The organism is Inquilinus ginsengisoli (assembly GCF_050434925.1).
GTDB lineage: Bacteria > Pseudomonadota > Alphaproteobacteria > DSM-16000 > Inquilinaceae > Inquilinus > Inquilinus ginsengisoli_B.
Genome location: NZ_JBNDJK010000001.1, coordinates 8,243,321 through 8,262,121, shown reverse-complemented (window position 1 = coordinate 8,262,121; position 18,801 = coordinate 8,243,321). Strand labels below are relative to the sequence as shown.

Sequence of the window (18,801 nt, the reverse complement as noted above, 5' to 3'; positions counted from 1 at the left end):
CCCGACTTGTCAGTCGTCAGACACTGTGTCTATGCTCCGCAAAGCATAAAACCAACATAAGGGGAGAGCATGTTCGGGAAGATTCTGTCGGCCGCTGCCGCCGTCGCGGTGCTGGCTCTTGCAGTGTCGCCGGCCCAGGCGGGCCAGACGCTGGACCGGGTGATGTCCACCAAGGTGCTGAACGTCGCCACCAATGCGAACTGGCCGCCGCAGGGGTTTCTCAACGACGCCAACGAGCTCGACGGCTTCGACATCGACATGGCGAAGGAAATCGCCAAGCGCCTGGGCGTCGAGGTCAAGTTCGACACGCCGGAATGGCAGGTGATGACCGGCGGCCGATGGCAGGGCCGCTGGGACGTCGCGGTGGGCTCGATCACGCCGACCAAGCCGCGGTCCCAGGTGCTCGATTTTCCGGCGATCTACTACTTCAGCCCCTACGTGTTCGTGGTGCACAAGGACTCGAAGGCCGCCAAGCGGTCAGACCTGAACGGCAAGGTGATCGGGGTCGAGACCTCGACCACATCGGAGGACTACATCAACCGGCGGCTGCAGATCGACGCGCCCGACGTGCCGGCCTTCACCTATGACGTCGAGCCGGGCGAGGTCCGCACCTATCCGGGGTCGATCGAGCCCTTCGACGACCTGCGCCTCGGCGACGGCATGCGGATCGACGCCATCGTGGCGCCGGAGCAGACGGCGCTCGGCGCGATCAAGAACGGCTATCCGGTCAAGGTGCTGCCGGGCGACTATGCCTTCTTCGAGCCGCTGGTGGTGGTCGCCGACAAGGGCGATGCGGAGTGGGATGCCAAGCTCAAGGAGGTCATCGGCGCGATGCGCGCGGACGGCACCATCTCGAAGTTTTCCCAGAAGTGGTACGGCCGCGACTACAGTCAGATGACGGTCTCGACAGCGAAGTGACGTCCGGTCACCCGTTGCCGGCGCGGCCGTTCGGCGGCCGCGCCTCGTGACAGCCGTCCCCGGAGACTCCATGCCGGCCTCTTACATCGACACGTATTACAGCCGCACGCTGGCTGCCGATGAACGATTCCCGCCGCTGGCGGGCAGGCTGAGCGCGGATGCCTGCGTCGTCGGCGGCGGCCTCGCCGGCATCACCGCGGCGCTGGAGCTGGCGCGGCGCGGCCGGCAGGTCGTGCTGCTGGAGGGGCGCCGCGTCGCCTGGGGCGCATCCGGCCGCAACGGCGGCTTCGTGTCGCCCGGATACGCCACCGGCCTGGGCGCGATCGAAAAACTGGCCGGCCGCGACACCGCCGCTGCGCTGTACCGCCTGTCGGTCGAAGGCGTGCGCATCGTCGCCGACAACATCCGCGACCTCGCCATCGCCGAGGCGGGACCTGTCCCCGGCCTCATCGCCGCGATCCGCTACGACGGCGCCGCGTCCCTGCAGGCCTATCGCGACCGAATGGAGCGCGACTTCGGCCGGCCGCTGCGCTTCATGCCGCGCGAGGAGGTCCGGTCGCTCCTGCTGTCCGCGAAATACCACCAGGCGCTCTATGACGCCGACTCCTTCCACTTCCACCCGCTGAACTACGCCCGCGGCCTGGTCCGCGAGCTGCAGCGACTGGGCGGGGTGGTGCATGAGGGCAGCCTGGTCACCGGGGCGGAGCTGGACGGGCCGCGCAAGGTGGTGACCACGGCCGGTGGGCAGGTCGAATGCGGCGACGTGGTCTTCGCCGGCGGCGGCTACACGGATTCCGTCTGCCCGGCGCTGCGGCGGGCCTTCCTGCCCATCGCCACCTACATCCTCCTGACCGAGCCGATCCGCGACCGCATCGCCGACGCGATCCGGACCAATGCCGGAATCGGCGACGACCGGCGCGCCGGCGATTACTACCGGGTGGTCGGGGGCGAGCGGATCCTGTGGGGCGGCCGCATCACCACGCGCACCAGCGACCCGCGCGACCTGGCCGAGCGGCTGCGGCGCGAGATGGTGACGACCTATCCGCAGCTCGCCGACGTGCACGTCGAGATCGCCTGGTCGGGGCTGATGTCCTATGCCCGCCACCTGATGCCGCAGATCGGGCGGCTGCAGCCTGGCGTCTGGTACTGCACCGCCTTCGGCGGCCACGGCATGAACACCACTGCGATCGGCGGCAAGGTCGTCGCCGAGGCGATCGCGGGCGAAAGCGACCGCTACCGGCTGTTCGAGTCCTTCGGGCTGGCCTGGAACGGCGGTCCCTTCGGGCGGGCGGCGGCCCAGCTGACCTATTGGACCTACCAGGCGATGGACGCCTGGCGCGAGCGCAAGGCCGCCTGAACGCCGGCCTTCGACAACGGAGCGGGGAGACGATGTACGCGGACAAGGTCGAATACCCCCGCATCTCCACCAGGCCGGCGGTCTTCCTGGCGCTGGCCCTCGGGCTGTTCCTGGTGTTCTGGGCCTGCGGGCTGAAGGGCACCTGGCTCGGCCAGATCGGCGTCGCGCTGATCGGCGAGCCGGCGGCGGAAGGCTGGGCCGGCAATGTCGCCGCCGCGGCGGTCGTCACCGTGGCGATGCTGGCGAATTTCTACGTCATCGTGTTCCTGCCGCGGTTCTGGCAGATCGGGGTGATCTGGACCGAGCTGATGTTCTGGATCGTGATCTTCTTCCGATCATTCGACCTCAGCCTCGAATTCGTCCAGCGCAAGATCGGCTTCCTGATCACCCAGGGCGTGACGACGACGCTCTACGTCTCGGCCGCCTCGATCGCGATCGCCTTCGTCCTGGCCATGGCCGGGGCGATCGCGAAGCTGTCGCGCAACGGCATCGCCTTTGCGCTCGCCACCTTCTACACCTCGATCTTCCGCGGCCTGCCGCTGCTGATGCAGGTCTACATCATCTATATGGGCCTGCCGCAGCTGGGCTATGTCGTGCAGGCCGTGCCGGCCGGCATCGCCGCCCTGTCGCTGTGCTACGGCGCGTACATGACCGAGATCTTCCGCGCCGGCATCGAAAGCATCCCGCGCGGCCAGTGGGAGGCGGCGCGGGCGCTGGGCCTGGCGCCGCATATGGTGCTGCGCAAGGTGATCCTGCCGCAGGCGATGCGGGTGATCATCCCGCCGACCGGGAACCAGTTCATCGCCATGCTGAAGGACAGCACCCTCGTCTCCGTCATCGGCGTGTGGGAGCTGATGTATCTCGCCCGCACCCAGGGCCAGACCGAGTTCCGGCATGTCGAGATGCTGATCACGGCCTCGGCGATCTATTGGCTGATGTCGATCGTCCTCGAGCTCGGCCAAGCCAAGCTCGAGCGCAGCTTCAACCGGGTCCGGTTCCGGGGATAGGCCGCGGCCGGCGGCCGCCGGCGCGGTGCAGCGGGTCAGCGTCCGCCGAAGCCCCAGCGCGCGATCTCCTGTACGAGCGTCTCGCGGTCGGCGGGATCCAGGGCCGGCAGGCCCGGCAGCCGCACCGCCCCGGCCGGGAAGCCCAGCAGGCCCAGCGCCTCCTTGACCACGGTGACGTTGGCGCCGTTGCCGTAGCGGGTGCGCAGCGTCTCGAAGCGCGCGATCTCGGCCACCAGGGAGCGGGCCTTGGCATAGTCGCCCGCCTCCAGCGCCGCATGGATGGCCAGCGATCGGGCCGGGTCGACATTGACCAGGCCGGAGGTGAAGCCGCGGGCGCCGAGGGCGTAGAACGGCGCGGCCCAGCCCTCGGCCAGGCCGCAGACCCAGATTGCCGTGCCGGCATCGCTCGACCGCACGCATTCGGCCAGCAGCATCAGGTTGGTGGTGGCGAACTTCACCCCGACGACATTCGGGTGGTTGGCGACCGACAGCAGGTCGTTGAGGCCCATCGCGTCGGACCGGACATAGGCGACGAGCGGCAGGTCGACCGCGTCGGCAATCGCCCGGAAATAGGCGGTCTGGGCCTGCGGCGCGGCGAAGGGGTCGAGCGGCTGGTGCGACATGATCGCGCTCGCCCCTGCCTCCTTGGCGCGGCGACCCAGCGCGATCGCCTCGGTCAGCGACCGGCCGACGGCGGCGACGACGTTGCTGCGGCCACGGGCGGCGGACACCACGGTGTCGTGCACCAGCCGCACCTCGTCGGGCGACAGGGCGTAGAACTCGCCGGTGTTGCCGGCAGCGACAATGTTGTGGATGCCGCCGGCGACAATCCGCTCGACGATGCGGCCGGTGAGATCCGCGTCGATGCCGCCATCGGCGGCATAGGCGGTCGCATGCACGCCCGAGATGCCGCACAGCGCGCGCCGCAGGCCGTTCTGAGTGTCCATTCTTCGCTACTCCTTCCGGCGCGCGAACGCCGTCTGCACATGTTGTCGGCCCGACCGCACGATGTGGTCGCGCATCGCCCGTTCGGCCGCGTCCTCGTCGCGCGCTTCGAGGGCCGCGAGGATGCTCAGATGCTCCTGCAGCGCGCGCTCCCGCTCGTCCGGATCGTTCAGCAGGAAGCGGCGCGTCGCCTTGTCATAGACCAGCTGCCCGGCCAGCAGCCGCTGCAGATAGCGGCAGCCGGACGCGGCGTGGATGGTGTCGTGGAACGTCTCGTTCAGCGCGATCAGCCGGCGCACCACGCCCGCCGCCGTCGCCTGGCGCATGCTGTCTCCGACCGCGCGCAGCTCCGCGATCTGCTCGTCCGTGATCCGCGCCGCCGCCAGGCGGGCGATCATGCTCTCCAGCGCCGCGCGGGCCAGCGCCATCTCCTCGGCCTGGGCCGCGTCGAAGGTGATGCGGATGCCGCGGCGCGGCTCGGTCCGCACCAGCCCTTCCAGCTCCAGCCGGCGCAGCGCTTCCTTCAGCGGCGTGGTGCTGACGCCCAGCTCCGCCGCCGCCTGGCGCTCGTTCAGCAGCGATCCGGTCGGCAGCTGGCCGGAAATGATGGCTTGGCGCAGCTGCTCGTGAACGTGCTCGCGCAGCCCCTTCAGCATGTTCGGATCGAGGGATGTCAGGGGGCGGTGCACGCTGTCCTCTTGCTGGATCGGGCGGCTTCCGGCGCCGGCAATTTCTTGAGACTTGATATATCAGGTCTCATCAGGTTAAGTCTAGCCACGAGGAAGCAACAGGGCCTGGGAAGGATACGCGGCGTGAAGATCGACCGTCTGCGGACCTATATGACGCGCGACAAGGACCGTCCGCGTCTGCTCGTCGCCATCGACACCGATGACGGCCTGACCGGCTGGGGCGAGTGCTACAACCACGGGCCGGACCGGGCGCTGGCGCCGCTGCTGGAGTACCTGTTCACCTTCCTGCAGGGGCAGGACCCGCGCCGCATCGAGTACATCGTCCAGTACCTGATGCAGCAGACGCGCTTCCCGCCGGGCGCGCTGACGCTGGCGGCGATCTCGGCGATCGACCACTGCCTGTGGGACATCTCGGCCAAGGCGCTCGGCGTCCCGGTCTACATGCTGCTCGGCGGCAATGTCCGCGACCGCGTGCGCGTCTATGCCGGCGTCTATACCGCTCCGGATGCGCCGGCCGCGCGGGAGGAGTTCGACCGGCTGAACGAGAATTGGGGCCTGACCGCCTTCAAGCTCAGCCCCTACCGCATCAACATCTACGAGAACCGCTGGGGCGAGGTGGTGCGCACCAGCGCCGAGTATTTCCGCTCGCTGCGCGAGACCGTGCGCAACGACTACGAGATCGCCTTCGACGCCCATGCCCGAATCTTCGAGCCGCACCAGGCGGTGCAACTCGGCAATGCATTGGCCCCCTACGACCCGCTGTTCTTCGAGGAGCCGATCCGGCCGGAGAATGTCGAGGTCTGGGGTGACATCAAGCGGCAGATGGCCTGCACCCTGGCGACCGGCGAGTCGCTGTACAACCGCTTCGAGTTCCTGCGCCTGCTGTCCCATCGCGGCGCCGACATCATCCAGCCCGACATCTGCGTCGTCGGCGGCCTGCTGGAGATGCGCAAGATCGCGGCGATCGCCGAGGCGCATTACGTCACCGTCGCGCCGCACAACCCGATGGGCCCGCTGGCCACCGCGGTGAACCTGCATTTCTCCGCCTCCCAGCCGAACTTCCGCATCCTCGAATACCGACTGCCGCACGGCCCGAACTACACCTTCGAAGCCGGTGGGGGCGGCGCCGGCAACGATCCGTCTGCAGGCGCCTGGTACGTGAAGGACCCGTATCTCCCTCGCGACGGCTATCTCGAGCTGCGCCCCGACCGGCCGGGCTGGGGCGTCGAGATCGACGAGGAGGTGCTGAAGACTGACGGCTACATCCATTGGGAACGGCGTGTGGGCCGTCGCCCGGACGGATCGTCAGCGTTTCCGTAACAATCAAGAAGGCGGGCATCCGCCGCAACAGGGAGGACGAAATGAGACTGTCCCTACTGGCCGCGACCGCGGCCCTGGCGCTCGCCTTCGGTGTGTCCGGCGCCCAGGCGGCCTCACCGGCCAACGCGCTGGTGATCGGCACGCAGCTCAGCGCCGTGCCGTCGCTCGATCCGGCGGCGATCAACGCCCGTACGCCGTCCGAGGTGGTGTCGAACCTTTACGACAACCTCGTGATGGTGAAGCCCGACGACCTGCAGACGATCCGGCCGATGCTGGCCGAAAGCTGGGTCGTCGCCGACGACAAGCGCAGCATCACCCTGACGCTGCGCCAGGGTCCGACCTTCGTCTCCGGCAATCCGGTGACGGCGGAGGACGCGGCCTGGACCATCCAGCGCGTCATCAAGATGGGGCAGGTCGGGTCGACCGACATCGCGCTCTGGGGCTTCACCAAGGACAATGTCGACCAGTTGGTCCAGGCCAAGGACGAGCGCACCCTGGTGATCAGCCTGCCGCAGCCGGTCTCGACCGACCTCGTGCTCTATTCGCTGGCCGGCGCCTCGCTCGGCATCATCGACAAGAAGACGGCGCTGGAGCATGAGCAGAACGGCGACCTGGCGCAGAACTGGCTGAAGGCCAACAGCGCCGGCAGCGGCCCCTACAAGCTCACCACCTGGCGGCCGAACGACATCCTGCTGTGCGATGCGCGGCCGGATTATTGGGGTGGCGCGCCGGCGATGAAGCGCGTTGTGATGCGGCACGTGCCGGAGTCCGGCAACCTGCGGCTGCAGGTCGAGGCCGGCGACATCGATATCGGCCAGTACATGGCGAACAGCGACATTGAGGCGCTGAAGGCCAAGGGCGCCGTGGTCGACCCCGGTCCGGGCCTGGGCTTCTACTACATGGCCATGAACACGCAGGATCCGGACCTGGCCAAGCCGAAGGTGCGCGAGGCGTTCCAGCACATCATCGACTGGAAGCCGCTGGCCGAAACCACGATGAACTTCAACGGCTTCCCGTGGCAGTCGATCATCCCCAAGGGCATGCCAGGCGCGCCGACGGGCGAGCCGACCGGCTACCAGTACGATCCCGAGCTGGCGAAGAAGCTGCTGGCCGAGGCCGGCTATCCGGACGGGCTGAAGAAGACGCTGTACCCGTCGGGCGACGCGCTGCTGAAGATGGCGGTGGCGCTGCAGGCCAGCGCCAAGAAGGCCGGGGTCGAGTTTGAGGTGGTGCCCGGCGAGCATGTGCCGGATTTCCGTGCCCGGAAGTACCAGGTGCTGGTCGGCAATTCCGGCTCGCGGCTGCCCGATCCCTTCGGCACGCTGGTGCAATACGCCTACAACCCGGACAACCGCGACGAGGCGAAGCTCGGCGGCTACTACCTGTGGCGCACGGCGCTGGACGCGCCGGAGCTGACCAAGCTGGTCACCGAGTCGAAAAGCGAGACCGATCCGGCCAAGCGGGCGCAGCTGTTCACCGAGATCGACCGGAAGTTCAAGGAGATGGTGCCGCCGCTGGTCATCGTGCTGCAGCGCACCGACCCCTATGTCATCCGCCAGGGCATCACCGGCTATGCCGGCAACCCGACCTGGTCGACGCGCTGGCTCGACGTCAAGAAGAACTGAGGCGCCGATGACGACGATCGACACGTTCAACCGGCCCGCGCGCTTCCTGCGCACGCGGCGCCTGTCGGGCCGCACCCTGTCGGTCGTCGTCACCCTGATCGGGCTGATGCTGCTGACCTTCTCGATGGGGCGGCTCCTGCCCGCCGACCCAGTGCTGGCGGTGACGGGGTCGGAGGTCGACAGCGCCACCTATGACCGGGTGTACCAGGAGCTCGGCCTCGACCAGCCGGTGTGGTGGCAGTTCCTGTCCTATGTCGGCCGGGTCGTCACCGGCGACATGGGCCGGTCGCTGACCACCGGCCAGCCGGTCTCGGCCGACCTGCTCAGCGTCTTCCCGGCCACGATCGAGCTCGCCCTCGTCGCCATCCTGTGCGGCACCCTGGTCGGGGTGCCGCTCGGCGTCGTCGCCGCGGTCAATCGCGGCAAGCCGATCGACCATGTCGCCCGGGTGATCGGTCTGGCCGGCCATTCGGTGCCGATCTTCTGGCTCGGCCTGATCGCGCTGATCCTGTTCTACGCCAAGCTGCAATGGGTCGCGGCATCGGGCCGGATCGACATCCTGAACGAAGGCATGGTCCCGCCGATCACCGGGCTCCTGCTGCTCGACACCGCGCTGCAGGGCGAATGGGACGTGTTCCGCGACGCGCTCGACCACATCATCCTGCCCGGCGCCGTCCTCGGCTACTATTCGGTCGCCTATATCAGCCGGATGACCCGCAGCTTCATGCTGGAGCAGTTGGGCCAGGAATACATCGTCTCGGCCCGGGCCAAGGGCGTGTCGCGCCGGCGGATGATCTGGGCCCATGCCTTCAAGAACATCCGCGTCCAGCTGCTCACCGTCATCGCGCTGACCTTCGGCGGGCTGCTCGACGGCGCGGTGCTGATCGAGACCGTGTTCGGCTGGCCCGGCCTCGGCCAATACCTCACCCGGGGGCTGAAGATGAACGACATGAACGTGGTGATGGGGGCGGTGCTGCTGATCGGCATCACCTTCCTGGTCATCAACATCATCTCCGACCGCCTCTACCGCATCCTGGACCCGCGCACCCGATGACCGCGACCTTCAGCGCCCCCCAAGGCGGCCTGCGCGCCTGGCTCAGGGCGGACGCGCCGCGCACCGTCTTCCAGTCGGCGATGCAGCAGCTCTATCGCGGCTGGCGGCGCTTCGCCACGCATCCGCTCGGCCTCGCCGGGCTCGCCGTCATCCTGCTGCTGGTCGTGGCGGCGGTCGCGGCGCCCTGGCTGACCTCCTACGACCCGATCGCGCAGGACATGGTCAACCGGCTGCAGCCGCCCTCGGCGGCGCATTGGTTCGGCACCGACGAATTCGGGCGCGACGTCTTCGCCCGGGTCGTCTACGGCGCCCGGACGACGATCTACATCATCCTGCTCGTGACCGTCATCGTCGCCCCGATCGGCCTGTTGATCGGCGCCTGCGCCGGATATCTCGGCGGCTGGGCGGACGAGGTGCTGATGCGGGTCACCGACATCTTCCTGTCTTTCCCCGGCCTGGTGCTGGCGCTCGGCTTCGCCGCGGCGCTGGGCCCCGGCATCACCAATGCGATCATCGCCATCGCCCTGACCGCCTGGCCGCCGATGGCGCGGCTGGCCCGGGCCGAGGCGCTGAGCCTGCGGAAGGCCGACTTCATCGCCGCGGTGCGGCTGCAGGGGGCGTCGAGGACGCGGATCATCACCCGTCACATCCTGCCGATGTGCCTGCCGTCGCTGGTGGTGCGCCTGACCCTGAACATGGCCGGCATCATCCTGACCGCCGCCGGCCTCGGCTTCCTCGGTCTCGGCGCCCAGCCGCCGCTGCCGGAATGGGGCGCCATGGTCTCGACCGGGCGCGAATTCATGATCGACTGCCCCTGGGTGATCACCGCGCCCGGCATCGCCATCGCGGTCGTGAGCCTGGCCTTCAACCTGGCCGGCGACGCGCTGCGCGACGTGCTCGACCCGAGGTCCGGCGAATGAACCCCCTGATCGAGGTCCGCAATCTCGGCATCGCCTTCGGCCGCGGCGACGCCGCCGTGCCGGTGGTGCGCGGCGTGTCCTTCACCCTCGGCCGCGAGAAGCTCGGCATCGTCGGCGAATCCGGGGCCGGCAAGTCGACGGTGGGCCGCGCCCTGATGCGGCTGCTGCCGCCGGGTGCCCGGGTCACGGCGGACCGGATGGCCTTCCGCGACACCGACCTGCTGAAGGCGAGCGAGCGGCAGATGATGGCTCTGCGCGGCCGGCGCATGGGGCTGATCCTGCAGGATCCGAAATACTCGCTGAACCCGGTCGTGCCGGTCGGCGAGCAGATCGCCGAGGCCTGGCGGCTGCATCACAAGGGGCCGGCTCGCGAGGCGCGCGAGCGGACGCTCGCGATCCTCGAGGCGGTGAAGATCCGCGACCCCGCCCGGGTGGCGCGCCTCTATCCGCACGAGATCTCGGGCGGCATGGGCCAGCGCGTCATGATCGCGATGATGCTGATCGCCGGCCCCGACGTGGTGATCGCCGACGAGCCGACCTCGGCGCTGGACGTCACCGTGCGGCTCGAGGTGCTGCATCTGCTCGACGAGCTGATCGAGAGCCGCGGCCTCGGCCTGATCCTGATCAGCCACGACCTCAACCTGGTCCGCCGCTTCTGCGACCGGGTGGTGATCATGTATGCCGGACGGGTGATGGAGACGTTGCCCGCCGCCGATCTGGACCGGGCCGAGCATCCCTACACCCGCGGCCTCCTGGCCTCGCTGCCCTCGATCCATCGTGCCCAGGGCCGGCTGCCGGTGCTGCGCCGCGACCCGGCCTGGCTGGCCGCGGCAGGAGGCACGCCATGATCGAGGTCCGCGATCTGGTCGTGCGCTTCGCCGATGCCCCACCGGCGGTGGCCGGCGTCTCCTTCGCCGTCGCCGCGGGCGAGACCTTCGGCCTGGTCGGCGAATCCGGCTGCGGCAAGTCGACGGTGCTGCGCGCCTTGGCCGGGCTGAACACCGACTATGGCGGGGAGGTGCGGCTGGACGGCACGGTGCTGCCGGCTCACCGTCCGCGCGGCTTCTTCAAGCGGGTGCAGATGGTATTCCAGGACCCCTACGGGTCGCTGCATCCGCGCCAGACCATCCAAGCCCAGCTGCTGGAGCCGCTGCGCAACCAGGGCATGACCCCGCCGGCGGATGCGGTCGGCACGGCGCTGGATTCGGTTGGGCTGCCGCGTACGGCGGCCTTCCGCTACCCGCACCAGCTGTCCGGCGGCCAGCGCCAGCGCGTGGCCATCGCCCGCGCCCTGATGCTGCAGCCGGAGGTGCTGCTGCTGGACGAGCCGACCTCCGCCCTCGACGTCTCGGTCCAGGCCGAGATCCTGAACCTGCTGATGGACCTGCGGGCGCAGCGGGGCCTGACCTACATCCTGGTCAGCCACGACCTCGCCGTGGTCGCCCATATGTGCCACCGCATCGCGGTGATGCAGGGCGGCCGCATCGTCGACGGCTTCGACGCGGCGACGTTGCGCGCCGGCACCCCCGCGCACCCCTACACGCAGGAGCTGCTGGCCGCCAGCGAAGCCTATGGCGAGGCGCCGGCGGGCTGATACAAGGGGCTTTAGCCCTTCCTCGTCATGGCGAGCCCCGCAAGGGGCGTGGCCATCCAGAGATCGAGCCGCTGGATGGCCACGTCGCTTCGCTCCTCGCCATGACGGGTTAAATATTTCGGCCCGTTGATACGACGCCCATCACCCGGCCAGGATCACCCGCAGCGTGCGGCCGGCGGCGCCGGCGGGCAGGTCCATGGTGACGCCGCCCTCGGCCCGCAGCGTGTGGGGCTCGTCGCCGATCCGCAGATCCAGCACCCGGTCCGGCGCCAACGACGGGAAGCGCAGCCAGGCGCCCGCCGGCAGCTCCGGCGGCAGGGTGACGGCGATGTCGCCCTCGCCGAAGCGCAGCTGCGACAGGCGGCCGACCAGATTCGTCTCCAGCAGGGTCCGGCTGCCGCGGCGCAGCGCCAGCACGCCGCCTTCGATGGCGACCGTCACCGCGCCGGCGGGGCTGGCGATCGGGCCCAGCGTCGCGTCGGCGCCGTCATTGACCAGTTCCCACCCGGCCCAGGGGTTGATGTCCATCACGCTGGCCACGCCCAGCGCCGGCAGCAGGGCGCCCCAGCTGTAGAAGCCCTCGGTGTCCGGCTGGTCCATCGGCTCGCCGGTCTCGGCGTTGAAGTTCTCCGGGCACAGCCGGCGCTCGTCCCAGACGCCGCGGAACAGGCGGACGCTGTCCTCGGCCAGGCGCGCGGCCTCACGGTCGAAGCCGTTGCGGCGCAGCCCGTGCCAGACCATCCAGTTCAAGGGTGGCCAGATCCGGCCGCGCCAGTAGGAATTGTCCTTCGCCGCCGGGTCGTCCCGCGTGGTGCCGGGGATGACGAATTCGCCGCCGAAGGTGGCCGGGTCCGCGAGATGGGCCAGCAGACGCTGCGCCTGCTCGGGCGAGGCGGCGCCGCAGATCAGCGGGTAGAAGCTGGTAGGCCCCAGGCTGCGCACGAAATCGCCGGACCAAAGCCGGTTGGCGAAGATGCCGCGGCTGTCGTCCCACAGTTCCGTGCCGATCTTCGCCCGGGTGCGGGCAGCGGTCTGGGCATGGGCGGCCGCGGCGGCATCGTCGCCCAGCTCGGCCGCGATCCAGGACAGCACCTCGGCGTCGAAGGCCAGCAGGCTGTTCAGCCCCACATCCTCCGACCTCAGGGTCCGCGTCTCCGGGTCGTAGGCCGCCTGGTCATGGATCGGCGAGTTGTCCATGCTGGATTCGTTGCGGGCGCCGAAGGAGGTGCCCTTGTACAGCCCCTCGCCGACATCCGAGGTGCCGTAGGAGACCAGGAAGCGGCCGCGCGGGTCGCGCTCGCGCCACCACCAGGCGTGGTTGCGCGCCAGGGTGGCATAGGCCAGCTCCAGCATCGGCCGCGAGCGCGAGCGGAGATAGATCAGCCACAGCAGGAACGACCCGATCGGCAGCTGGGTGCGGTCGACCCAGGCGTCGTTGGCGGTCAGCAGGCAGGCGAGGTTGCCCTCCGGCGTGGCGCTGGCCAGCGACGCCGCCAGGTTCTCGCGCGCCATCTCCTGGTCGAGAGTGCCGGTCAGCAGCGCGTTGTAGAGCTGGTCGTTCAGCCAGACGCCGAAGCCGCCGAACTTCGACAGGTTCCAGTTGCGGCTGATCGAGGTGTAGGGCCGGTGGTTGACCTCGTCCCAGACGGTGTTCCAGGCCATGACGTCGCGCAGCGCGTCCAGCGCCCCGGCCTGGGCCCCGGTCTGGCCCGGCAGGGCAGGGGCCTCGTCCGGCTCGGCCGCCAGCGCGCGGGCGCGCTCGACCGCCAGATCCGCCCGGTCGGCCACGGCGACGCCGATGCCGCCGTCGCGCATCATCTCCAGGTTGAAGCGCAGCACCAGCACCGGCGCCGCCTCCGACCGCGCGCCGAGATGGAAATAGCCGTTGGTCTCGTAATCCGCAGCCACGGCCTCGACCGTGGCGTGGCCGGTCACCTGCACCGGCGGCTCGGCGCTGGCCAGGGCGACGAAGCGGTGCCCGACCTTGACCACCGCAGCGCCCGCCGGGTCCCAGCGCACCACCTGGCCGTCCTCGGCCGACAGGCACAGGTTGAACCAGAAGCGCAGGCCCCATTCGCCGGTCTTCATGGTGCGCCAGGTGCCGGACAGCTCGAACGGCCCGCGCTTGGCCCAGCGCCAGGCCAGGCCGGTGCCGGCATGGTCGAGGTCCAGCTCCACCAGGCTGCCGTCCAGCGCATGGCGGCCGTAGCGGACCGACTTCGCCGGGAACAGCGTGGCGCTGCGGCTGCTGTCGGCATAGGCCAGCGGCGTCACCCGCACGCCGAGCGGCAGGAACACCATCTCGGCCGGGCGGCTGGACCAGGTGTTCCAGGCCCGGGCGAGCGGGACGGTGGTATCGCGCAGCATCTCAGCTCCAGGCCCGCAGGGCCGCTTCGGTCGTGACGATCTCCACCTGCTGGTCGAAGCGCGGCAGGATCAGGTCCAGCGTGGCGTGGTGGCCCGGCAGCGACGAGCTGGTCATCGCGTCGGACACGGCGACGATGCGGAAGCCGCGGTCGATGCCGTCCAGGATGGTGCCGAGGACGCAGACATCGGTCTCCACCCCGGTGACGATCAGCGTGTCGGCGCCCAGCGCGGCCAGCCGGTCGACGAATTCGGGCGCGGCGAAGGCGGAATGGGTCGGCTTGTCGATGACGCTGCCGGGCGCGGCCAGCGCCGCCAGCTCCGCCACCAGATCCAGCATGCCGGGCGCCAGGTTCGGCCGGGTCACCGCGGCCCAATGCGTGTAATAGCGGCGCCAGGTGCCGGACGCGTCCTCGGCCCGCTCCGGCGTCACGAAGCGCGGGAACAGGGTGCGGCCGGCTTTGGTCAGCGCGGCGACGTTGGGGACCACGCCCATCAGCGTCGGGGTCGACCACACCGTGTCCTCGGCGAACAGGCGCTGTAGGTCGATGGCGACATGGACGGTGTTCGGCGACAGCGGCCCGAAGCGCAGCATTCAGTCCTCCAGCGCGATGGTGTGGGCGGCGGACCAACCCAGGGTGACGGCGGCGCCGGGCGCCGGCGCGGCGGCATCCTGAGACCGGTTCTGCGAGAAGACCTTCAGCTCGCGCCCGTCCGGCCCGGCCAGCAGATAGGTCGAGACGGCGCCGGCATAGATCACCTCGCGCAAGGTCGCCGGCAGGGCGTTGTCGAAGCTGTGCGGGGTGTTCGGGGCCAGGATCACCATCTTCTCCGGCCCGCACCGCCAGCGTCACCTTGGACCCGGCCGCCGGCAGCGGCCCCGCGACCCGCACCATGCCGCCCTGCACCTCGACGCCGCCGGCCTTCACCGTGCCCTCGAGGAAATTGGCGTCGCCCAGGAACCCGGCGGCGAAGCGGGTGCGCGGCTGTTCGTAGATCTCGCCCGGCGCGCCGTCCTGCACGATCCGGCCGCGGTCCAGGATGGCGATGCGGTCGGACAGGGTCAGCGCCTCCTCCTGGTCATGGGTGACGAAGATGGTGGTCAGGCCGCTCTCGCGCTGGATCCGCTTCAGCTCGACCTGCATCTCCTGCCGCAGCCGCCGGTCCAGCGCCGACAGCGGCTCGTCCAGCAGCAGCACGGTCGGCTTGGTGACGATGGCGCGGGCCAGGGCGACGCGCTGCTGCTGCCCGCCGGACAGCTGCTTCGGGCTGCGGCCCTCGAAGCCGGACAGGCGCACCATCTCCAGCGCCTCGCGCGCTTCCTTGGCGGCGGAGGGGCCGCGCACGCCGCGCCGGTTCAGCCCGAACATCACATTCTGCAGCACGGTCATGTGCGGGAACAGGGCGTAGGACTGGAACACCATGCCGATGCGCCGCTTCCACACCGGCACCCGCGTGACCTCTTCGGCGCCGATGCGCAGCTCGCCCTCATCCGGCACCACGAAGCCGGCGACGATGCGCAAGAGCGTGGTCTTGCCCGAGCCGGAGGGGCCGAGCAGGCTGGTGAAGCGCCCGGCCTCGAAGGTCGCGCTGATCCGGTCCAGCACGGTGGCGGCGCCGTAGCGCTTGCTGATCGCGGTGACCTCAACGCCGCTCACGGGCGCCTCCCATGTTCGACAGCAGGGCGAAGGCCAGGACCAGGACCATCGAGGCGCCCAGAAGGATGGTGGAGATGGCGTTGATCTCCGGCGTGAAGCCCTTACGGATGGCGGAGTAGATCTCCACCGGCAGGGTGGTGACGCCGGGCGTCGCCAGGAAGTAGGAGACCACGAACTGGTCCAGCGACACGGCGAAGGCGAACAGCGCCGCGGCGATGATGCTGGGCAGCAGCAGCGGCAGGGTGACGCTGAAGAAGGCGTGCAAGGGCGTCGACCCCAGGCTCATCGCCGCCTCCTCCAGGTCGGCGCGCTGCGACTGCAGCCCGGTGCCGACCACCAGCACGACATAGGGGATGGCCAGGGCGACATGGCCGATGGTCATGGCGAACAGGCCGCGGCCGATGCCGGTGGAGAAGAAGAACACCAGCATGGCGGTGCCGGTGATCAGCCAGGGGATGGCGATCGGCGGCAGCAGCAGCAGTTGCAGCAGCGACCGGCCGCGGAACTTGCGCCGCGACAGGGCCAGCGCGGCCGGGGTGCCGATTGCGGTGGCCAGGATGGCGGTGACCACGGCCAAGACCAGGCTGTTGCCGCTGGCCGACAGCAGCCGGTCGTTGTCCGGCAGCTTCGCGAACCAGTCGAGCGAGAATTCGAAGGGCAACTGGTACAGCGGCGAGGCGTTGAACGCCATCACCACCATCACCGCGATCGGCAGGTACAGGAAGGCGATGACGATCCAGAGATGGGCGAGGCCGAGGCGTTTCATCGGCGGTCTCCCCCGGTCGCGGCACGATCGGATTCACGCATCGCCCCCTTTGAGTCCCCCCTCCCCCCGCGGGAGGGGGGTAGGGGGAGGGGGGCCCCTCCGCCCGGGCCGGCCTGGACTGTCGTGGGCCGGCCCGGATGCCGCAGGCGGTCCTTTGCCCATTCGCGCGCGGACGCGCGCAGACCCCTCCCCCTGCCCCCCTCCCGCAAGGGGAGGGGGGACTTGAAGGGGGGCGGCGCGTTGAGGGATTCCAGGAAAGTCGTGGCGAGGATGCTCGTCATGCCCGCGCCCCTCCCTGCTGGCGCTTCAGCACCGGCGCAGCCAGGGCGAAGATTGCCAGCACGATCGCCAGCATGGTGAAGGACAGGGCGGCGCCCAGCGGCCAGTTGAAGGCCTGGGTGAACTGGTCCTCGATCACCGTGCCCATGGTGACGCCGACCCGGCCGCCGAGGATGCGCGGCTCCATGAAGCTGCCGATCACCGGCACGAAGATCAGGACCGAGCCCGAGACCAGCCCCGGCGTCGCCAGCGGCAGGATGATCTTCCAGAACACCACCGGCGCCCGGGCGCCCAGGCTGCGCGCCGCCTCCAGGATCTGGTCGTCGATCGCCACCAGGGACAGGTAGCAGGTCAGGATCATGTAGGGCAGGTAGGCATGCACCAGCCCGACCACGATGGCGGGGTAGGTGTAGAGCAGGCCCAGCGGCGCCGCGTCCGGCAGCACCCAGTGGTACAGGCCGTCGATGATGCCGCCGTCGCGCAGCACCATGGTCCAGGAGAAGACGCGGACCAGCCCGTTGGTCCAGAACGGCAGGATGATCAGCAGGAACAGCACCTGCCGGGTGCGGCCGAAGGTGGAGCGCGCCAGGGCCAGCGCCGCCGGCAGGCCGATGACGGCGCAGATCAGCGTGGCCCAGATCCCGATCGACAGCGAGGTCCAGGCGACGTCGCGCAGATAGGGCCGCTTCAGGAAGGCGAGGTAGTTGTCGAGGGTCCAGACGATCGCCCGGCCGCCGAAGGGCGCCACCTTGAGGAAGGAGAAGCCGAGCATCATCAGGAGCGGCAGGAAGATCGCCAGCGTCAGCCAGCCATAGGCCGGCAGCAGCAGCCCCGCCGTGGCCAGCCAGCCGCGCTTCTCCGCCCCGCCCGTGGCCGGCGCGGTGACGGCGGAAGCGGTGGTCGGCGCCGCCAGCTCGGTCATCGGGTCATTCCCTTGCACCCATCCTCATACTCTTCTTCTGTCATCCTCGGGCATGACAGTGAAAGACAGCCGCCCGACTTTTCCAGCGCTGCCTTTTCATCCTCCCCCTCCCCCCGCGGGAGGGGGTAGGGGGAGGGGGCTGCTGCCGCAAGCACAGACGACGCAGGACCGATCCCGGCTTCGACATACCCCTCCCCCTACCCCCTCCCCCCGCGGGAGGGGGAGAGTAACAGGGCAGGCCGCACCATCAGCATTCGCGGGCGGTCACCCCGCGTAGAACGCCTTCGTCTCCTGCCACAGGTCGGAGAAGGCGGTGCGCTGGTCGTCGCTCAGCGGCGACATGAACTGCAGCTGGGACAGGTACTCGGCCTTGTGGATCTGCTTGTTCAGGTCGTCGGCCGGCAGCGCCGCCATGGCCTTGGCGTTGGCCGAGGCCGGGGCGCCGACATTGGTGGCCCAATAGTCGTAGAAGCCGGGGTCGATCATGTAGTTGATGAAGGCCAGCCCGGACGCCTTGCGGGTGCTGGTGGCCGGCACCGACAGCCCGTCGATCCAGCCGATCCCGCCTTCCTTCGGCACCACGAAGTCGACCGCCAGCTTGAAGTTGCGCTGCGACCGCACGGCCGCGCCCGACCAGTAGATCGAGACGTCGAACTCGCCGGCGGCGAAGGCCTTGTTCCACTGGTCCTCGCTGGACCACAACAGCTTCACGCCGGGCTTCAGCTCCTTCAGCTTGGCGGCGACGGCGGCCATGTCCTTGGGCGTGTTGATGTCCTGCCCGGTCATCAGCGCGCCGATGCCGATCGCGGTGACGGCGTCGTCGAACAGGGCGACGCGGCCGGCCTGGGCCGGGTCGGCCAGGACCGCCAAGCTGTCGGCCTTGACCTTGTCGCGGCGCAGGCCCAGCGCGTTGATGCCCCACAGCCAGGACACGCCATAGGCCTTGCCGTCCTTGTGGAAATTGGCGTGGTCGCGCAGCGCCGGCGCCAGGTCGGCGGCGTTCGGCACCTTGGCCAGGTCCAGGGGCTCCAGCAGGTCCTCGGCCTGGGCCTGCAGGGTGCGGGCGCTGTTGATCAGCACCACGTCATAGGTGCCGGGGTTGGTGCGCAGCTTGGTCAGCATCTCCTCTTCGGAGTTGAAATAGTCGTGCTTGACCTCGATGCCGGTCTTCTCGGTGAAGGCCTTCAGGGCCCAGGCCTCGTCGGTGCCGTAGCCCTGCCAGTTCAGCACATAGATGGTCTCGGCCGCCCGCGCCCGGCGCAGCGGCAACCCGGTGGCCAGCGCGCCGGCTCCGAGCAGGGCGCCGAAGCGGCGCCGATTGAGGATGATGGACATGAAACGCTCCCCGGCGGTTATTGTTTGTACACAAACGATGCTAGCGCG

17 protein-coding genes and 1 pseudogene are annotated in these 18,801 nt (G+C 69.6%); 9 read left to right on the top strand and 9 right to left on the bottom strand.

Going from position 1 to position 18,801, the window contains the following annotated elements; translation table 11 throughout:
* Positions 1-69 precede the first annotated feature (69 nt).
* The 3 genes from QFZ27_RS38550 to QFZ27_RS38540 all read left to right on the top strand — a co-directional run bounded on the left by QFZ27_RS38550 (position 70) and on the right by QFZ27_RS38540 (position 3,282).
* Entirely contained in the window at positions 70-918 is an 849-nt protein-coding gene (locus QFZ27_RS38550; RefSeq protein ID WP_429232240.1) for a transporter substrate-binding domain-containing protein, read from the top strand.
* 70 nt (positions 919-988) lie between these two features.
* The gene (locus QFZ27_RS38545) at positions 989-2,275 is read left to right on the top strand and encodes an NAD(P)/FAD-dependent oxidoreductase (RefSeq protein WP_429232239.1); all 1,287 of its coding nucleotides are present in this window, start codon (positions 989-991) and stop codon (positions 2,273-2,275) included.
* Positions 2,276-2,307: 32 nt separating this feature from the next.
* On the top strand, positions 2,308-3,282 hold the full coding sequence (locus QFZ27_RS38540) for an amino acid ABC transporter permease (protein WP_429232238.1): 975 nt from the start codon (positions 2,308-2,310) through the stop codon (positions 3,280-3,282).
* 35 nt (positions 3,283-3,317) lie between these two features.
* On the opposite strand, the gene QFZ27_RS38535 is transcribed toward QFZ27_RS38540, so the two are convergent.
* Together QFZ27_RS38535 and QFZ27_RS38530 are read right to left on the bottom strand one after the other, a co-directional pair.
* On the bottom strand, positions 3,318-4,229 hold the full coding sequence (locus tag QFZ27_RS38535; protein ID WP_429232237.1) for a dihydrodipicolinate synthase family protein: 912 nt from the start codon (positions 4,227-4,229) through the stop codon (positions 3,318-3,320).
* Positions 4,230-4,235: 6 nt separating this feature from the next.
* On the bottom strand, positions 4,236-4,916 hold the full coding sequence (locus QFZ27_RS38530; RefSeq protein ID WP_429232236.1) for a GntR family transcriptional regulator: 681 nt from the start codon (positions 4,914-4,916) through the stop codon (positions 4,236-4,238).
* Between the two features lie 123 nt (positions 4,917-5,039).
* On the opposite strand from QFZ27_RS38530, the gene QFZ27_RS38525 reads away from it, so the two are divergent.
* From QFZ27_RS38525 to QFZ27_RS38500, 6 genes are read left to right on the top strand one after another with little or no spacing between them, the layout of a single operon-like run.
* On the top strand, positions 5,040-6,236 hold the full coding sequence (locus QFZ27_RS38525) for a mandelate racemase/muconate lactonizing enzyme family protein (RefSeq protein WP_429232235.1): 1,197 nt from the start codon (positions 5,040-5,042) through the stop codon (positions 6,234-6,236).
* Between the two features lie 41 nt (positions 6,237-6,277).
* Entirely contained in the window at positions 6,278-7,861 is a 1,584-nt protein-coding gene (locus QFZ27_RS38520; RefSeq protein ID WP_429232234.1) for an ABC transporter substrate-binding protein, read from the top strand.
* A 7-nt stretch (positions 7,862-7,868) separates the two neighbouring features.
* Complete coding sequence (locus tag QFZ27_RS38515) at positions 7,869-8,915, top strand: ABC transporter permease (RefSeq protein ID WP_429232233.1); 1,047 nt, start codon at positions 7,869-7,871, stop codon at positions 8,913-8,915.
* Positions 8,912-9,835 carry a nickel transporter permease gene (gene nikC / locus QFZ27_RS38510; RefSeq protein ID WP_429232232.1) on the top strand — a complete coding sequence of 308 codons (924 nt, stop codon included), beginning with the start codon at positions 8,912-8,914 and terminating at the stop codon, positions 9,833-9,835. Before QFZ27_RS38515 ends, nikC begins: the two co-directional genes overlap by 4 nt.
* Positions 9,832-10,683: an ABC transporter ATP-binding protein gene (locus QFZ27_RS38505; RefSeq protein WP_429232231.1), complete on the top strand. Its 852-nt coding sequence runs from the start codon at positions 9,832-9,834 to the stop codon at positions 10,681-10,683. Before nikC ends, QFZ27_RS38505 begins: the two co-directional genes overlap by 4 nt.
* Positions 10,680-11,429 (top strand): ABC transporter ATP-binding protein, encoded by a 750-nt coding sequence (locus QFZ27_RS38500; protein ID WP_429232230.1) that lies wholly within the window; start codon positions 10,680-10,682, stop codon positions 11,427-11,429. The genes QFZ27_RS38505 and QFZ27_RS38500 overlap by 4 nt, the downstream gene beginning before the upstream one ends.
* Before the next feature lie 141 nt (positions 11,430-11,570).
* Here QFZ27_RS38500 and QFZ27_RS38495 read toward each other — a convergent pair whose 3' ends face one another.
* The 7 genes and pseudogenes from QFZ27_RS38495 to QFZ27_RS38465 form a co-directional block, all read right to left on the bottom strand.
* A complete protein-coding gene (locus QFZ27_RS38495) occupies positions 11,571-13,796 on the bottom strand; it encodes an MGH1-like glycoside hydrolase domain-containing protein (RefSeq protein ID WP_429232229.1) in 2,226 nt (741 codons plus the stop codon).
* A gap of 1 nt (position 13,797) precedes the next feature.
* Positions 13,798-14,388, bottom strand: a complete 591-nt coding sequence (locus tag QFZ27_RS38490; protein ID WP_429232228.1) for a cysteine hydrolase family protein — start codon at positions 14,386-14,388, stop codon at positions 13,798-13,800.
* Positions 14,389-14,619, bottom strand: coding sequence for a TOBE domain-containing protein (locus tag QFZ27_RS38485; protein WP_429232227.1), 231 nt, complete (start codon positions 14,617-14,619; stop codon positions 14,389-14,391).
* 409 nt (positions 14,620-15,028) lie between these two features.
* Positions 15,029-15,400, bottom strand: a pseudogene (locus QFZ27_RS38480) (ABC transporter ATP-binding protein); the annotation flags it as partial.
* Between the two features lie 37 nt (positions 15,401-15,437).
* On the bottom strand, positions 15,438-16,217 hold the full coding sequence (locus QFZ27_RS38475; protein WP_429232226.1) for an ABC transporter permease: 780 nt from the start codon (positions 16,215-16,217) through the stop codon (positions 15,438-15,440).
* Between the two features lie 277 nt (positions 16,218-16,494).
* A complete protein-coding gene (locus tag QFZ27_RS38470; RefSeq protein WP_429232225.1) occupies positions 16,495-17,418 on the bottom strand; it encodes an ABC transporter permease in 924 nt (307 codons plus the stop codon).
* Between the two features lie 264 nt (positions 17,419-17,682).
* Positions 17,683-18,753, bottom strand: coding sequence for an ABC transporter substrate-binding protein (locus QFZ27_RS38465; protein ID WP_429232224.1), 1,071 nt, complete (start codon positions 18,751-18,753; stop codon positions 17,683-17,685).
* Positions 18,754-18,801: the final 48 nt, after the last annotated feature.

Bases quoted from the DNA above. Each gene is read 5' to 3' on its own strand.
- QFZ27_RS38550 (WP_429232240.1), top strand. From the start codon at position 70: ATGTTCGGGAAGATTCTGTCGGCCGCTGCCGCCGTCGCGGTGCTGGCT.
- QFZ27_RS38545 (WP_429232239.1), top strand. From the start codon at position 989: ATGCCGGCCTCTTACATCGACACGTATTACAGCCGCACGCTGGCTGCC.
- QFZ27_RS38540 (WP_429232238.1), top strand. From the start codon at position 2,308: ATGTACGCGGACAAGGTCGAATACCCCCGCATCTCCACCAGGCCGGCG.
- QFZ27_RS38535 (WP_429232237.1), bottom strand. From the start codon at position 4,229: ATGGACACTCAGAACGGCCTGCGGCGCGCGCTGTGCGGCATCTCGGGC.
- QFZ27_RS38520 (WP_429232234.1), top strand. From the start codon at position 6,278: ATGAGACTGTCCCTACTGGCCGCGACCGCGGCCCTGGCGCTCGCCTTC.
- QFZ27_RS38515 (WP_429232233.1), top strand. From the start codon at position 7,869: ATGACGACGATCGACACGTTCAACCGGCCCGCGCGCTTCCTGCGCACG.
- nikC (WP_429232232.1), top strand. From the start codon at position 8,912: ATGACCGCGACCTTCAGCGCCCCCCAAGGCGGCCTGCGCGCCTGGCTC.
- QFZ27_RS38505 (WP_429232231.1), top strand. From the start codon at position 9,832: ATGAACCCCCTGATCGAGGTCCGCAATCTCGGCATCGCCTTCGGCCGC.
- QFZ27_RS38500 (WP_429232230.1), top strand. From the start codon at position 10,680: ATGATCGAGGTCCGCGATCTGGTCGTGCGCTTCGCCGATGCCCCACCG.
- QFZ27_RS38495 (WP_429232229.1), bottom strand. From the start codon at position 13,796: ATGCTGCGCGATACCACCGTCCCGCTCGCCCGGGCCTGGAACACCTGG.
- QFZ27_RS38490 (WP_429232228.1), bottom strand. From the start codon at position 14,388: ATGCTGCGCTTCGGGCCGCTGTCGCCGAACACCGTCCATGTCGCCATC.
- QFZ27_RS38485 (WP_429232227.1), bottom strand. From the start codon at position 14,619: ATGGTGATCCTGGCCCCGAACACCCCGCACAGCTTCGACAACGCCCTG.
- QFZ27_RS38475 (WP_429232226.1), bottom strand. From the start codon at position 16,217: ATGAAACGCCTCGGCCTCGCCCATCTCTGGATCGTCATCGCCTTCCTG.
- QFZ27_RS38470 (WP_429232225.1), bottom strand. From the start codon at position 17,418: ATGACCGAGCTGGCGGCGCCGACCACCGCTTCCGCCGTCACCGCGCCG.
- QFZ27_RS38465 (WP_429232224.1), bottom strand. From the start codon at position 18,753: ATGTCCATCATCCTCAATCGGCGCCGCTTCGGCGCCCTGCTCGGAGCC.